Annotated in this window: 15 protein-coding genes and 1 other annotated feature; all 15 genes read left to right on the forward strand. The window is 45.5% G+C overall.

What is annotated here, in order from left to right; translation table 11 throughout:
- The first annotated feature begins 2 nt into the window (after positions 1–2).
- The 15 genes from ACFQ2J_RS18480 (at position 3) to ACFQ2J_RS18550 (ending at position 14,815) form a co-directional block, all read left to right on the forward strand.
- A complete protein-coding gene (locus tag ACFQ2J_RS18480; protein ID WP_386064212.1) occupies positions 3–404 on the forward strand; it encodes a Mini-ribonuclease 3 in 402 nt (133 codons plus the stop codon).
- A 5-nt stretch (positions 405–409) separates the two neighbouring features.
- On the forward strand, positions 410–1,153 hold the full coding sequence (gene rlmB / locus ACFQ2J_RS18485) for a 23S rRNA (guanosine(2251)-2'-O)-methyltransferase RlmB (protein WP_386064214.1): 744 nt from the start codon (positions 410–412) through the stop codon (positions 1,151–1,153).
- 3 nt (positions 1,154–1,156) lie between these two features.
- Positions 1,157–1,666, forward strand: a complete 510-nt coding sequence (locus ACFQ2J_RS18490) for an NYN domain-containing protein (protein ID WP_386064216.1) — start codon at positions 1,157–1,159, stop codon at positions 1,664–1,666.
- Between the two features lie 139 nt (positions 1,667–1,805).
- Positions 1,806–2,399 (forward strand): RNA polymerase sporulation sigma factor SigH, encoded by a 594-nt coding sequence (gene sigH / locus ACFQ2J_RS18495; protein ID WP_386064502.1) that lies wholly within the window; start codon positions 1,806–1,808, stop codon positions 2,397–2,399.
- 71 nt (positions 2,400–2,470) lie between these two features.
- Complete coding sequence (rpmG, locus tag ACFQ2J_RS18500) at positions 2,471–2,620, forward strand: 50S ribosomal protein L33 (RefSeq protein ID WP_386064219.1); 150 nt, start codon at positions 2,471–2,473, stop codon at positions 2,618–2,620.
- Between the two features lie 38 nt (positions 2,621–2,658).
- The gene (gene secE, locus ACFQ2J_RS18505) at positions 2,659–2,829 is read left to right on the forward strand and encodes a preprotein translocase subunit SecE (protein ID WP_386064222.1); all 171 of its coding nucleotides are present in this window, start codon (positions 2,659–2,661) and stop codon (positions 2,827–2,829) included.
- 139 nt (positions 2,830–2,968) lie between these two features.
- Positions 2,969–3,502, forward strand: coding sequence for a transcription termination/antitermination protein NusG (nusG, locus tag ACFQ2J_RS18510; RefSeq protein ID WP_386064225.1), 534 nt, complete (start codon positions 2,969–2,971; stop codon positions 3,500–3,502).
- A gap of 148 nt (positions 3,503–3,650) precedes the next feature.
- Positions 3,651–4,076: a 50S ribosomal protein L11 gene (rplK, locus tag ACFQ2J_RS18515; RefSeq protein WP_386064228.1), complete on the forward strand. Its 426-nt coding sequence runs from the start codon at positions 3,651–3,653 to the stop codon at positions 4,074–4,076.
- Between the two features lie 114 nt (positions 4,077–4,190).
- A complete protein-coding gene (gene rplA / locus ACFQ2J_RS18520; protein ID WP_386064230.1) occupies positions 4,191–4,889 on the forward strand; it encodes a 50S ribosomal protein L1 in 699 nt (232 codons plus the stop codon).
- A 50-nt stretch (positions 4,890–4,939) separates the two neighbouring features.
- Positions 4,940–5,087, forward strand: a sequence feature (ribosomal protein L10 leader region).
- A gap of 57 nt (positions 5,088–5,144) precedes the next feature.
- The gene (gene rplJ / locus ACFQ2J_RS18525; protein WP_386064233.1) at positions 5,145–5,645 is read left to right on the forward strand and encodes a 50S ribosomal protein L10; all 501 of its coding nucleotides are present in this window, start codon (positions 5,145–5,147) and stop codon (positions 5,643–5,645) included.
- 58 nt (positions 5,646–5,703) lie between these two features.
- Positions 5,704–6,069 carry a 50S ribosomal protein L7/L12 gene (gene rplL, locus ACFQ2J_RS18530; protein WP_386064236.1) on the forward strand — a complete coding sequence of 122 codons (366 nt, stop codon included), beginning with the start codon at positions 5,704–5,706 and terminating at the stop codon, positions 6,067–6,069.
- Between the two features lie 190 nt (positions 6,070–6,259).
- Positions 6,260–6,862, forward strand: coding sequence for a class I SAM-dependent methyltransferase (locus tag ACFQ2J_RS18535; RefSeq protein WP_386064239.1), 603 nt, complete (start codon positions 6,260–6,262; stop codon positions 6,860–6,862).
- Between the two features lie 341 nt (positions 6,863–7,203).
- Complete coding sequence (gene rpoB / locus ACFQ2J_RS18540) at positions 7,204–10,740, forward strand: DNA-directed RNA polymerase subunit beta (RefSeq protein ID WP_386064242.1); 3,537 nt, start codon at positions 7,204–7,206, stop codon at positions 10,738–10,740.
- Positions 10,741–10,812: 72 nt separating this feature from the next.
- Complete coding sequence (gene rpoC, locus ACFQ2J_RS18545; protein WP_386064244.1) at positions 10,813–14,415, forward strand: DNA-directed RNA polymerase subunit beta'; 3,603 nt, start codon at positions 10,813–10,815, stop codon at positions 14,413–14,415.
- Between the two features lie 148 nt (positions 14,416–14,563).
- Positions 14,564–14,815, forward strand: a complete 252-nt coding sequence (locus ACFQ2J_RS18550) for a 50S ribosomal protein L7ae-like protein (protein WP_386064247.1) — start codon at positions 14,564–14,566, stop codon at positions 14,813–14,815.
- Positions 14,816–14,893: the final 78 nt, after the last annotated feature.

Here is a 14,893-nt window from a genome sequence, read left to right on the forward strand (position 1 = left end):
CCATGGGAACGAAAATGGATGTCAAACAAATGAAGAGCCTTGCCCTCGCTTATATGGGTGATTCCGTATATGAACTTCATGTGCGGCATCACCTGTTAAAGCGGGGAAGTGTAAAGCCGAATGAATTGCACCAATCTGCGATTACATTTGTATCCGCCAATTCTCAGTCTTCTGTCGTACAGGCATGGCTGAATAAGGAAATGCTCTCCGAAGAAGAGCAGGGAGTCGTCCGCAGAGGGAGAAATGCGAAATCCGGCTCTGTACCAAAAAGCACAGATGTGCAGACTTACCGATACAGTACAGCTTTTGAAGCGTTGATCGGTTACCATTATCTTCTTGGGAACGAGGAGCGGCTGGATGAGTTGATTACCGATGCGATCAGACAAGTGGAAGAAAGGAGATGAATGAAATGAGTGAAGAGTGGATCATAGGTAAGAACCCGGTACTTGAAGCGTTGAGGTCTGGCAGGACAATCAATAAAGTCTTCGTCTCTGACCAGCTGCAGCATCAGGCATTCCAGAAAATCCAGCAAACCGCGAAGCAGAGCGGCGTACTGGTCCAAAAGGTGCCACGAAAAAAGATTGATCAGCTGGTAGACGGGAACCACCAGGGAGTAGCGGCAGCGGTGGCTGCTTATAAATACAGCAATCTGGATGATCTTTTTGCGAAAGCGGAAGAACGAGGAGAAGCACCATTTTTCATCATTCTTGATGAGGTGGAGGACCCGCATAATCTTGGTTCGGTACTCAGGACGGCGGATGCTGTCGGAGCTCATGGTGTCATCATTCCGAAGCGTCGGGCGGTCGGACTGACTGCTACCGTTGCCAAAACGTCTACTGGAGCAATCGAATATATTCCGGTCGCCCGTGTCACTAACCTGTCTCAGACGATTGATGAACTGAAGGACAGGCATGTGTGGGTAGTCGGGACAGATGCTTCCGGGACTGAAGATTTCCGTCAGCTGGATGGCACAATGCCACTTGCGCTTGTGATCGGCAGTGAAGGAAAAGGAATGAGCCGATTAGTCAGGGATAAGTGTGACTGGACCGTTCAATTACCGATGGTTGGAAATGTAACTTCTCTGAATGCTTCCGTCGCTGCATCGCTGTTGATGTATGAAGTCTTCCGTAAGCGACATCCGGTAGGGGAATGACGCATGATCGTATTGATTGTCGATGGGTACAACATGATTGGAGCATGGCCGGAACTTAAAAAAATGAAAACCTCTGACCTTGGACAAGCACGAGATGCATTGATCGAAATGATGGCCGAATACCAGTCTTATACTGGCGACCGCATCATCATCGTTTTCGATGCTTACCATGTGAGGGGACTTGCCAAAAAGCAAAAGAATTACAACGTGGAAGTGATTTTCACCAAAGAGAACGAAACCGCAGATGAACGGATCGAGCGATTGGCCGGGGAATTGAATGATGTGCGGACCCAGGTGTATGTAGCAACTTCCGACTATGCCGAGCAGCGGACGATTTTCGGACAGGGAGCTTTCCGGAAGTCGGCCCGCGAGCTCTATATCGAAGTGAAGAATATCGAACGGGATATTGCGCGCGATGTCAGTGACCAGAACAAGACGACCTATCAACCGAAAATTCCGCTGAAACAAGAAATGAGAGAATTATTTGAAAAATGGCGCAGAGGAGACAAATAACCGCCCCAGCTATGTTGACGGTACTTGAAAATTTACTGTATAATATTTCTAGTGTACAAGCTAGTACGGTCGGGGGGAATCTTGAGTGAGCATCGGACAAACCGAGAAAGACATCCAGTTGGAAACACTCGAAGATGAAATGATTGTCGAGAGGATTAACGCCGGAGAGGTCCAGGCTTTGGACTATCTCATCAATAAGTACAAGAACTTCGTTCGCGCAAAGGCACGGACGTATTTTCTCATTGGTGCAGACCGTGAAGATATTGTCCAGGAAGGGATGATCGGGCTCTACAAAGCGATACGTGATTACAAAGAGGACAAGCTCTCCTCCTTCAAAGCCTTCGCTGAACTGTGTGTCACTCGTCAAATCATCACCGCCATCAAAACCGCTACCCGCCAGAAGCATATTCCACTGAACTCCTACGTTTCCTTAGATAAGCCAATCTATGATGAAGAATCAGACCGAACACTGCTGGATGTGATTGCCGGATCGAAAGCGATCGATCCCCAGGAACTCATCCTCAACAAAGAACGGTTCGGAGACATGGAAGAAAAAATTTCAGAATTATTGAGCGATTTGGAAAAACAAGTGCTGAGCTTGTATTTGGACGGAAGATCCTACCAGGAGATTTCTGAAGAGCTTGATCGCCACGTGAAGTCGATTGATAATGCGCTGCAACGGGTGAAGCGTAAGCTCGAGAAATACCTGGAGCTGACTGAAATCGTATTATAACCTGTCATTGACAGGCTTATGGAAGCGTGCTACATTTATGGAAGTGAAAAACCTCGTAATGGGGTGAAATGATGCGAAAAAAAGTGATTTTAGCTTGTTCGATTTGTTCTAGTCGAAACTACAGTTCATATAAAAACTCAACAACTCAATCCGAACGACTCGAAGTACGTAAATTTTGCAAGAGATGCGGCACTCACACGCTGCATCGCGAAACAAAATAGAGAAAGAAGCCGATAGGCGCAAGTTTGGGGGTACTAGCGTGTTTAAATTCTTGAAGAATGTTACTCGTGAGATGCAGAAAGTAAGCTGGCCGAACGGTCGTGAATTGACGCGTTACACGATTACGGTTCTCGCCACAGTAGCATTTATCACGATCTTCTTTACTGTTGTGGATCAGGGCATCACTCTTGGATTACGACTATTTGAATAATAACGAAGAGTTTATGCTATAATGGTTTATATGTCTTATGTGGAAAAAACCCGGTTAACGGGTTTTTTCATGTTGGAAGCATTTTTTCAAAATCATATTTTTATAAGGGAGGGAAGGGCAAGGCGCTTGTCCTGTACGCATGGAAAAAAGATGGTATGTAGTTCACACCTATTCTGGATACGAAAATAAAGTAAAGACCAATTTAGAAAAGCGCGTAGAAACAATGGGAATGGAAGACAAGATTTTCCGAGTTCTTGTGCCGGAAGATGAAGAAACGGAAATCAAGGATGGCAAACGGAAAACAGCGAAAAAGAAAGTATTCCCTGGCTACGTACTGGCAGAGATGGTCATGACTGACGATTCATGGTACGTCGTTCGGAACACTCCGGGTGTGACTGGTTTCGTAGGCTCGACTGGATCTGGTTCAAAACCAATCCCTCTCTTACCTGAAGAAGTAGATACAGTCTTGAAACGCATGGGAATGAATGAGCCTGTTACAGAAATCGACTTCGAATTGAAAGAGAGTGTAGCGGTGACGGATGGTCCGTTCGCCAACTTCACAGGTACGATCGAACATATCGACCTGGACAAGCAGAAGGTGAAGGTACACGTCAACATGTTCGGACGTGAAACACCAGTAGAGCTTGATTTCTCTCAAATTAAAAAATTATAACCATCCCCTTGCAAACTTGTTGCAAAGATGCTAGAATTTTTATGTTCTTTATGTGCCTCGAAATCAATGAGGATGTTAAGCATATTGCAAAATGAGTGGGAGGGGCAAACCCTATTACCACATCACGGACTTTAAGGAGGTGTGTCACGTGGCTAAAAAAGTAATCAAAGTTGTAAAACTACAAATTCCTGCAGGTAAAGCGAACCCAGCACCACCAGTAGGACCAGCACTTGGTCAAGCAGGTATCAACATCATGGGTTTCTGTAAGGAGTTCAACGCTCGTACACAAGATCAGGCTGGTATGATTATTCCGGTTGAAATTACGGTATTTGAAGACCGTTCATTTACATTTGTTACGAAAACTCCACCTGCTGCCGTTCTTCTAAAGAAAGCAGCTGGAATTGAGAGTGGTTCAGGCGAACCTAACCGCAACAAAGTCGCTACTGTCAATCGCGATAAAGTACGCGAAATTGCGGAAACAAAAATGCCTGACTTGAATGCTGCTGACGTTGAAGCGGCTATGCGTATGGTCGAAGGAACAGCGCGTAGCATGGGTATTGTTATCGAAGACTAATCCCACAGCGGCACTCTGAGGAGTAGAAGGTTGCGTCAATGGAGGGATCCTTCATTTCGCAACCTTTATTCGTGGGAGGTACAACCGTTAAAACCACAATGAGGAGGAAATACAATGGCTAACAAAAGCAAAAAGTATCAAGAAGCTGTAAAGCTTGTTGATCGTTCAAAATCATATGAAGTAAAAGAAGCAGTTGCATTGGTTAAAGAAACTGCAAAAGCGAACTTCGACGAAACTGTTGAAGCAGCATTCCGTCTTGGAGTAGATCCTAAGAAAGCGGATCAGCAAATCCGTGGAGCGATGGTTCTGCCTCACGGTACTGGTAAGACGCAGCGCGTCCTAGTATTCGCGAAAGGTGAAAAAGCGAAAGAAGCTGAAGCAGCTGGAGCGGACTACGTAGGAGACGCAGACATGATCAACAAAATCAACCAAGGTTGGTTCGAGTTTGATGTTGTCGTTGCTACACCTGACATGATGGCTGAAGTTGGTAAATTGGGCCGTGTGCTTGGACCAAAAGGTCTTATGCCTAACCCGAAAACCGGCACAGTTACATTCGAAGTGGAAAAAGCGATTCAGGACATCAAAGCTGGTAAAGTTGAATACCGTGTCGACAAATCTGCTAACATCCACGTGCCGATCGGAAAAATTTCTTTCGATAACGACAAGCTGATCGAAAACTTTGAAGCAATCACAGATGCTCTTGTAAAAGCTAAGCCACAGGCTTCTAAAGGAACTTATATGAAGAATGCAGCTATTGCTTCTACTATGGGTCCTGGAATCAAAGTTGATGTATCAAGCTTCGTCCGCAAATAAAATTCATTGTTGACTTTTTAATAAGAGTTCAATATAATGAGTAATGTTGTGAAAATGAATACGTTATACCGTAGACCGCAGGTGCGTTTTTACGCTTAATTTCCTGCCGAGGTGTGTGAATATATGGATAGCCGCCCGCTTTGGCTGTCCTATACCAACAAGCCTCCATGTCTACATGGGGGCTTTCCTTTTGCATGATCCTTTTATGAATCAAGCACCTGTCGGTATGATGAAAAGTCAATAGGAGGTGGAACGATGAGCAAAATTATCGAGCATAAACAACAGATCGTATCTGAAATCGCTGATAAACTCAAGAACAGCAAATCTACAGTACTTGTAGATTACCGCGGTCTTGATGTTGCAGAAGTGACTGACTTGCGTAAACAGCTTCGTGATGCTGGCATCGAGTTCAAAGTGTACAAGAACACAATGACACGTCGTGCGACAGAAGAAGCAGAACTTACAGAGTTGAATGAAACGCTTGTAGGCCCTACTGCAATTGCATTCAGTGAAGAAGATGTTGTAGCTCCTGCCAAGATCCTTAACAACTTTGCGAAAGAGCATGATGCTCTTGAAATCAAAGGTGGAGTGATCGAAGGTAAAGTTGCTACTCTTGATCAGATCAAAGAACTTGCAGATCTTCCAAACTACGAAGGTCTTGTATCTATGCTACTCAGCGTGCTTCAAGCACCTGTACGCAACTTCGCTTACGTTACGAAAGCAGTTGCAGAGCAGAAAGAAGAACAAGGCGCATAATCGCGTTTTCGTTTTCGGTTAACAAAATTAAAACAAAAACCTAAGGAGGAACTTAATCATGAGTCACGAACAAATCATTGAAGCGATTAAGGAAATGTCCGTTCTTGAATTGAACGACCTAGTAAAAGCAATTGAAGAAGAATTTGGTGTAACTGCTGCAGCTCCAGTAGCTGTAGGCGGCGGAGCAGCTGGTGGAGAAGCAGCTGAAGAGCAAACTGAATTCGACGTAGTACTTGAAAGTGCTGGAAGCTCTAAGATCAAAGTTGTTAAAGCAGTACGCGAAATCACTGGTCTTGGACTTAAAGACGCTAAAGATCTTGTAGATAACGCTCCTGGCGCTATCAAAGAAGGCGTTTCTAAAGACGAAGCTGAAGAAATGAAAGCTAAACTTGAAGAAGCTGGAGCTTCTGTAGAAGTTAAGTAATTGTATGTAAGATAAAGCTCGCTGTTCATCGGCGGGCTTTATTTTTCTTACACTTTAATTAAGGTTAACTTTGTTAATGGATTAAAGTATAAGAAAATACCAAGGCTTTCGCCATAAGTACTTGGCGACAAGCTGGGATTTTCTAATGGATAGTGAAAGTCATTATTACTTGTAAGCAGGTGTGTAGAAAATGACTGAACATTATTATTCGAAAAAGACGAAAGTAACGAGTGATGAGCGTACATGGACGTTTACGTTAAGAGGACGTACGTTCACCTTTACTACAGACCACGCCGTTTTCTCGAAAAGAGAAGTCGATTTTGGATCAAGACTGATGATCGAAACGTTCCAACCGCCTGATATAACTGGTGACTTTCTCGACTTAGGTTGTGGATATGGTCCAGTAGGGATGGCGTTGGCAGCATCTTTTCCGGAGCGGGAAGTAGTCATGGTCGATGTGAATGAGCGAGCGCTTGCACTTTCCGAAAAAAATGCCGCGCAGAATGATATTGCTAATGTAACGATCCTGGAAAGCGATCGGTTTCAGGGAATTAAAGATCGTTCATTTTCCTCCATCTTAACCAACCCTCCAATTCGAGCTGGTAAAGAGGTAGTCCATGCCATGTTCGAAGAAGCGTACGAAGCTCTTCTTCCTGGTGGCGAACTGTGGGTGGTCATCCAGAAGAAGCAAGGTGCGCCCTCTGCTAAAAAGAAACTCGAGGAATTATTTGGAGACACTGAAGTGATCGTGAAACAAAAAGGGTACTTTATTCTCAAATCTGAAAAGGTTTGACTCGATCTGGGGATTGTGCTATTATTGAAAAATGCCAATATGTGCGTTCCTATGTCAAGTGATTTTTGCAAAAAATGTATAAATCTTTGTTTCGGGGGCGACAATGGTAAAATCGAACGCCAAGATGCAGACCGGGCTTTATAAAAACCCTTTTCTTTTTTGTCTAACGTTAGAGAGAAATGAAGGTTTGATCATTTGAAATCCCATTCGTAAATCTATCTATTACGAATGCCATTATATAATAGCTTGTGGTTGGAAGGGTTCTTCCTCAAGCTTGTTCGGCATGTCTTTGCCGGACCCTTTTTTCGTTATTAAAATGCTTGTTTTAAGGGGTGAATCTGTTGACAGGTCAACTAGTTCAGTATGGACGACACCGCCAACGTAGAAGTTATGCACGTATCAGTGAAGTATTGGAATTGCCTAACTTGATTGAGATTCAGACTGCTTCCTATCAATGGTTCTTGGAAGAAGGACTGAAAGAAATGTTTCAGGACATTTCTCCGATCGAGGATTTTACCGGTAATCTATCGCTTGAATTCGTAGATTACACTTTAGGTGAACCTAAATATCCGGTCGACGAATCCAAGGATAGGGATGTAACCTATAACGCTCCTCTTCGCGTGAAAGTTCGTTTGTTGAACAACGAAACTGGAGAAGTGAAAGAGCAGGAAGTATTCATGGGTGACTTCCCACTTATGACAGACACAGGTACCTTTGTCATCAATGGTGCAGAGCGCGTCATCGTATCACAGCTTGTCCGCTCACCGAGTGTCTATTTCAGTAAAAAAATAGATAAGAACGGGAAGCGTGGACACACAGCTACCGTCATACCTAACCGTGGAGCATGGTTGGAGTTTGAAACAGATGCGAAAGATGTCGTACATGTCCGTATCGATCGAACTCGAAAACTACCTATTACGGTTCTTTTGCGTGCACTAGGCTTCGGTACGGATCAGGAAATCATCGATCTTATCGGAGATAATGAATATTTGAAAAACACGCTGGAGAAAGACAACACAGAAAACAGTGAGAAAGCGTTGCTTGAGATTTATGAGCGTCTTCGTCCTGGAGAGCCGCCAACAGTTGAAAACGCGAAAAGCTTACTTGTTTCCCGTTTCTTCGATCCTAAGCGTTATGACCTTGCACGTGTAGGTCGTTATAAAATCAACAAAAAGCTTCATATTAAAAACCGTCTATTCAACCAGACTCTTGCTGAGACACTGGTAGATGAAGAGACTGGAGAAGTATTAGCAGATAAAGGCGATAAGATCGACCGCCGCCTGTTGAATCGTCTCCTTCCACACCTTGAGGGTGAAGAAGATAACACAGGTGATCAAATGCTGGAACCGCATGATGGTGTATTGGAAGAGCCAATCAAGGTTCAATCCATCAAGATCGTAGATCCGACAGATCCGGAAGGGGAACGTTCTATCAACGTCATTGGTAATGCCAATGTAGATCGTTCTGTGAAGAACATCACCCCTGGAGATATCCTGTCTGCAATCAGCTATTTCTTCAACCTGTTGCACCAGGTCGGAGATACAGATGACATCGACCACCTTGGTAACCGTCGTCTGCGTTCCGTTGGTGAATTGTTGCAGAACCAGTTCCGTATCGGTCTTTCCCGTATGGAACGTGTCGTTCGTGAGCGTATGTCCATCCAGGACACATCTGCTATCACGCCGCAGCAGTTGATCAACATCCGTCCCGTTATCGCATCGATCAAAGAGTTCTTCGGAAGCTCTCAGCTTTCTCAGTTCATGGACCAGACCAACCCGTTGGCAGAGCTTACGCACAAACGTAGACTATCTGCCCTTGGACCAGGTGGTCTGACTCGTGAACGTGCAGGATTCGAAGTTCGTGACGTACACTACTCCCACTACGGTCGTATGTGTCCGATCGAAACGCCGGAGGGTCCGAACATCGGTCTGATCAACTCCTTGTCTTCTTATGCGAGAGTCAATGAGTTCGGATTCATCGAAACTCCGTATCGACGTGTCGACCCTGAGACAGGTAAGGTAACCGCACAGATCGATTACCTGACTGCCGACGAAGAAGATAACTATGTAGTCGCTCAGGCGAACGCAAAGCTTGGTGAAGACGGTGCCTTCATCGATGATGAAGTAATCGCTCGTTTCCGTGGGGAAAACACAGTGGTAAGCCGCGATCGTCTTGATTACATGGACGTCTCACCTAAGCAGGTCGTATCTGCTGCGACAGCATGTATCCCGTTCCTTGAAAATGATGACTCCAACCGTTCATTGATGGGTGCGAACATGCAACGTCAGGCAGTTCCATTGTTGAATCCTCAAGCTCCAATTGTCGGAACAGGTATGGAATACGTATCTGGTAAGGACTCCGGAGCTGCAGTAATCTGTCGTCACGAAGGTATTGTGGAACGCGTGGAAGCGAAAGAAGTCCTCGTCCGCCGCATAACTGAAGTGAATGGCAAAGAAGTGGAAGGCGATCTTGATCGCTACCGTTTACAGAAATTCATTCGTTCCAACCAGGGAACTTGTTATAACCAGCGTCCAATCGTCGCTAAAGGCGATCGTGTAACCAAAGGTGAGATCCTTGCTGATGGTCCATCCATGGATATGGGTGAACTGGCACTTGGACAAAACCCTCTTGTCGCATTCATGACTTGGGATGGTTACAACTATGAGGATGCCGTCATCATGAGTGAACGTCTTGTAAAAGATGATGTTTATACATCTGTTCATATTGAAGAGTATGAATCAGAAGCTCGTGATACGAAATTAGGACCTGAAGAGATCACTCGTGATATTCCTAACGTCGGCGAAGAAGCGCTTAAAGATCTCGACAGCCGTGGAATCATCCGTGTCGGAGCTGAAGTCAGCGACGGAGATCTTCTTGTAGGTAAAGTAACACCAAAAGGAGTAACGGAGCTTTCTGCAGAAGAGCGCCTATTGCATGCGATCTTCGGTGAAAAAGCCCGTGAAGTACGTGATACTTCCCTACGTGTACCACACGGCGCAGGTGGAATCGTACTTGACGTCAAGATCTTCAATCGTGAAGATGGTGACGAGCTTCCTCCTGGTGTAAACCAGCTTGTCCGTGTATATATCGTTCAGAAGCGTAAGATTTCTGAAGGGGATAAGATGGCGGGTCGTCACGGTAACAAAGGTGTTATCTCGAAGATTCTTCCAGAAGAAGATATGCCGTATCTTCCAGACGGAACTCCGGTCGACATCATGTTGAACCCATTGGGTGTACCTTCCCGTATGAACATCGGACAGGTGCTTGAGCTTCACCTTGGAATGGCTGCAAGACAGCTTGGTATCAAGGTCGCTTCACCTGTATTCGATGGAGCACGTGAAGAAGATGTTTGGGAAACACTTGAAGAAGCCGGCATGCCTAGAGATGCGAAGACGATCCTTTATGATGGTCGCACAGGCGAGCCGTTCGACAACCGCATTTCAGTCGGTGTCATGTATATGATCAAACTTGCACACATGGTAGACGATAAGCTCCACGCGCGTTCTACCGGACCTTACTCCTTGGTTACTCAACAGCCATTGGGTGGTAAAGCGCAGTTTGGTGGACAGCGTTTCGGTGAGATGGAGGTATGGGCACTTGAAGCATACGGAGCTGCATACACGCTTCAGGAAATCCTTACTGTCAAGTCCGATGACGTTGTTGGTCGTGTGAAAACGTATGAAGCGATTGTCAAAGGTGAAAATGTACCAGAACCTGGCGTACCTGAATCATTCAAAGTATTGATCAAAGAGCTTCAAAGCTTGGGTATGGACGTGAAAATCCTGTCAGGTGATGAGACGGAAATTGATTTGCGAGACATTGAAGAAGAAGAAACACAAGCTTCAGAAAACCTGAATCTCGACCCTGCTGACAATTGATCTTCGGTACAACAGTCGCTGATCTTGTTCTAAGCTTAGGGAAACCTGGATACTAAAAGGGAGGTAGGCCCCTTGCTAGATGTTAATAACTTTGAGTATATGAAAATAGGTCTTGCTTCACCCGATAAGATTCGTTCCTGGTCTTTCGGTGAAGTGAAGAAACCAGAAACAATCAACTACCGCACGTTGAAACCAGAGAAAGATGGTCTTTTCTGTGAACGTATCTTCGGTCCTACGAAGGACTGGGAGTGTCACTGTGGTAAATACAAGCGTGTACGTTACAAAGGCGTCGTTTGTGACCGCTGTGGTGTAGAAGTAACGAAAGCGAAAGTCCGTCGTGAGCGTATGGGGCACCTTGAACTTGCTGCCCCTGTCTCTCACATCTGGTATTTCAAAGGTATTCCGAGCCGTATGGGTCTAGTGCTTGATATGTCGCCAAGAGCGCTGGAAGAAGTCATCTACTTCGCAGCATACATCGTGACAGACCCTGGCGAAACTGCACTTGATAAGAAGCAGTTGCTTTCGGAAAAAGAATACCGTGCATACCGTGAAAAGTATGGAATGAACTTCGGTGCCCAAATGGGTGCAGAAGCAATTCGCAGACTATTGATGGATATCGACCTTGATAAAGAAGTCGATGCATTGAAAGAAGAGCTGAAGACTGCTCAAGGCCAGCGTCGTACTCGTGCGATCAAGCGTCTTGAAGTGTTGGAAGCATTCCGTAATTCAGGTAACGATCCATCATGGATGATTCTTGACGTACTACCTGTCATTCCACCTGAACTTCGTCCGATGGTTCAGCTGGATGGTGGACGTTTCGCGACATCTGACCTGAACGACCTTTACCGTCGTGTCATCAACCGTAACAACCGTCTGAAGCGTCTATTGGACCTTGGTGCACCTAGCATCATCGTTCAAAACGAAAAACGTATGCTTCAGGAAGCTGTAGACGCATTGATTGACAACGGCCGTCGTGGTCGTCCTGTCACAGGACCAGGTAACCGTCCATTGAAATCTCTTTCTCACATGCTGAAAGGGAAGCAAGGACGTTTCCGTCAGAACCTGCTCGGTAAACGTGTCGACTATTCCGGTCGTTCTGTTATCGTCGTAGGTCCGAACCTGAAGATGTACCAATGTGGTCTTCCTAAAGAAATGGCACTTGAACTGTTCAAGCCATTTGTAATGAAAGAACTTGTTGAACGTGGCCTTGCTCACAACATCAAGTCTGCAAAACGTAAAATTGAACGCATCCACCCAGAAGTTTGGGATGTATTAGAAGATGTCATCAAAGAACATCCAGTTCTATTGAACCGTGCACCAACGTTGCACCGTCTCGGAATCCAGGCGTTCGAACCTACATTGGTCGAAGGTCGCGCGATCCGTCTTCACCCGCTCGTATGTACGGCATACAACGCCGACTTTGACGGTGACCAAATGGCGGTACACGTTCCATTATCTGCAGAAGCACAAGCAGAAGCACGTATCCTGATGCTGGCAGCGCAGAACATCCTTAACCCTAAGGATGGAAAACCTGTCGTTACACCATCCCAGGATATGGTGTTGGGTAACTATTACCTGACAATGGAACGTCCGGGAGCAGTAGGGGAAGGAATGGTCTTCAAAGACTTGAACGAAGCCCTGATCGCTTACCAGAACGGATATGTACACTTGCATACACGTGTTGCAGTCTATGCGGGTGCTTTGAACAACCAGACATTCACTGAAGAACAAAACAGCCAGCTGTTACTGACAACAGTAGGTAAATTGATTTTCAATGAAATGCTCCCAGCTTCATTCCCTTATATGAATGAACCTACACAGGAGAACCTGGAAGTGAAAACTCCAGAGAAGTACTTTGTTGAAAAAGGTACGAACATCCGTGAGGAGATTCCGGAACGAGAAGAAGTTCTTCCGTTCAAGAAAGGGATTCTTGGGGACATCATCGCTCAAGTGTTCAAGCACTTCTCAATCAGTGAAACGTCCAAAATGCTTGACCGCATGAAAGACCTTGGTTTCGCATATTCAACGAAAGCAGGTATTACGGTCGGTGTATCTGACGTTGTCGTACTTCCTGAGAAGCAGGAAATTCTTGAAGAAGCACAAACGAAAGTAGATAAAGTCCTTAAACAGTTCCGTCGTGGACTGATTACGGACGAAGAGCGTTATGATCGTGTCATCGATATCTGGTCGAAGGCGAAAGACGATATCCAGGAACGCTTGATGCGTTCCCTTAATACACGTAACCCGATCTTCATGATGAGTGATTCCGGTGCACGTGGTAACGCGTCGAACTTCACACAGCTTGCTGGTATGCGTGGTTTGATGGCCAACCCGGCTGGTCGAATCATTGAGTTGCCGATCAAATCAAGCTTCCGTGAAGGTCTGACAGTATTGGAATACTTTATCTCTACACACGGTGCGCGTAAAGGTCTTGCCGATACAGCACTGAAAACTGCCGATTCCGGTTACCTTACTCGTCGTCTAGTTGACGTTGCGCAAGATGTCATCGTCCGTGATGATGACTGTGGTACAGATCGTGGTCTTCCTGTAGCGTCCCTGACAGAAGGTACTGAACTAATCGAACCATTGATCGATCGTTTGATTGGTCGTACGTCCTTCCAGACAATACGCCACCCTGAGTCGGATGAGCTATTGGCTGTGAGAGATGAAGTCATTACAGAAGATGCTGCTAAACGAATCGTTGATGCAGGAATCGAGCAAGTTGTGATTCGTTCCGCATTTACATGTAACACCAAGCACGGCGTATGTAAGAAATGTTACGGCCGTAACTTGGCAACTGGTGATGAGGTTGAAGTTGGAGAAGCTGTCGGAATCATCGCAGCACAGTCCATCGGTGAACCTGGTACACAGTTGACGATGCGTACATTCCACACAGGTGGAGTTGCCGGAGACGATATCACGCAAGGTCTTCCACGTATCCAAGAGCTGTTTGAAGCGCGTAACCCGAAAGGTCGTGCTGTCATTTCAGAAATCAAAGGTACTGTGCATGACGTGAATGAAGTGAAAGAAAAACTTGAAATCGTCGTTCAAGGTGAAGTGGAATCCCGTTCCTACACAGCGCCTTATGGTGCTCGTATGAAAGTTGCTGTCGGTGACGAAGTCGTTGCTGGTCAGGAACTGACAGAGGGTTCTGTAGATCCGAAAGAACTATTGACGATCAGCGGTCTTGACGGAGTCCAGGAATATCTCTTGAAAGAGGTACAGAAAGTTTACCGAATGCAAGGGGTAGAAATCGGCGACAAGCACGTCGAGGTCATGGTTCGTCAGATGCTTCGTAAGATCCGTGTGCTGGATTCTGGAGATACAGAAGTATTGCCAGGTTCACTGCTTGAAATCCACCAGTTCCGTGATGCAAACAAAAAAGCATTGCTTGAAGGTGGGCAGCCGGCAGTTGGACGTCCGGTCCTACTCGGTATTACGAAAGCATCTCTTGAAACTGACTCCTTCTTGTCAGCCGCATCCTTCCAGGAGACGACTCGTGTCTTGACGGATGCTGCGATCAAAGGTAAGCGCGATGAACTTCTCGGCTTGAAAGAGAATGTCATCATCGGTAAGCTTGTTCCAGCTGGAACTGGTATGAACCGCTACCGTAAGATCCAGGCAGAAAAAGAAGAGCAGCAGACGACAGAAGCTGTAGAAGAAGTCACACAATAATATAAAAAACAAAGTTTTGACAATGGATAAATGCATATGGAGGCACCTGAAAAATTCACTGCAAAATTCAGTTGACATGAATATTGCTGAGTGATAATATAATCAAGGTGCTTCCATTTATCCTTGTTACTTTGGAGGATACGCATAGATGTCTTATGAAAAAGTAGCACAGGCTAATTCTAATATCGTTATTGGAACCAAACAGACACTGAAGGCCATGAAAAATGGTGAAGTGGAAGAGGTCTTTGTTGCTGGTGATGCTGATCAGCATATAACAGAGAAAGTGATGCGTATGGCAGAGGAACTGAAGGTTCCGTGTCACAGAGTCGACTCCATGAAAAAGCTGGGGAAGGCATGCGGCATTGATGTCGGCGCAGCTACAGTGGCGATAAAGCAATAAAGTTTTGGCGGTCATTCGCGAAGACTTTGTTTTTTGCCTTTTTATGAACCACCTGGATGTGTGGTATTAAAAACAGTA

It is taken from the genome of Thalassobacillus hwangdonensis (assembly GCF_042675915.1).
In the GTDB taxonomy this organism is placed as follows: Bacteria; Bacillota; Bacilli; order Bacillales; family Halobacillaceae; genus Thalassobacillus_A; species Thalassobacillus_A hwangdonensis.

Bases quoted from the DNA above. Each gene is read 5' to 3' on its own strand.
- ACFQ2J_RS18480 (WP_386064212.1), top strand. From the start codon at position 3: ATGGGAACGAAAATGGATGTCAAACAAATGAAGAGCCTTGCCCTCGCT.
- rlmB (WP_386064214.1), top strand. From the start codon at position 410: ATGAGTGAAGAGTGGATCATAGGTAAGAACCCGGTACTTGAAGCGTTG.
- ACFQ2J_RS18490 (WP_386064216.1), top strand. From the start codon at position 1,157: ATGATCGTATTGATTGTCGATGGGTACAACATGATTGGAGCATGGCCG.
- sigH (WP_386064502.1), top strand. From the start codon at position 1,806: ATGATTGTCGAGAGGATTAACGCCGGAGAGGTCCAGGCTTTGGACTAT.
- rpmG (WP_386064219.1), top strand. From the start codon at position 2,471: ATGCGAAAAAAAGTGATTTTAGCTTGTTCGATTTGTTCTAGTCGAAAC.
- nusG (WP_386064225.1), top strand. From the start codon at position 2,969: ATGGAAAAAAGATGGTATGTAGTTCACACCTATTCTGGATACGAAAAT.
- rplA (WP_386064230.1), top strand. From the start codon at position 4,191: ATGGCTAACAAAAGCAAAAAGTATCAAGAAGCTGTAAAGCTTGTTGAT.
- rplJ (WP_386064233.1), top strand. From the start codon at position 5,145: ATGAGCAAAATTATCGAGCATAAACAACAGATCGTATCTGAAATCGCT.
- rplL (WP_386064236.1), top strand. From the start codon at position 5,704: ATGAGTCACGAACAAATCATTGAAGCGATTAAGGAAATGTCCGTTCTT.
- ACFQ2J_RS18535 (WP_386064239.1), top strand. From the start codon at position 6,260: ATGACTGAACATTATTATTCGAAAAAGACGAAAGTAACGAGTGATGAG.
- ACFQ2J_RS18550 (WP_386064247.1), top strand. From the start codon at position 14,564: ATGTCTTATGAAAAAGTAGCACAGGCTAATTCTAATATCGTTATTGGA.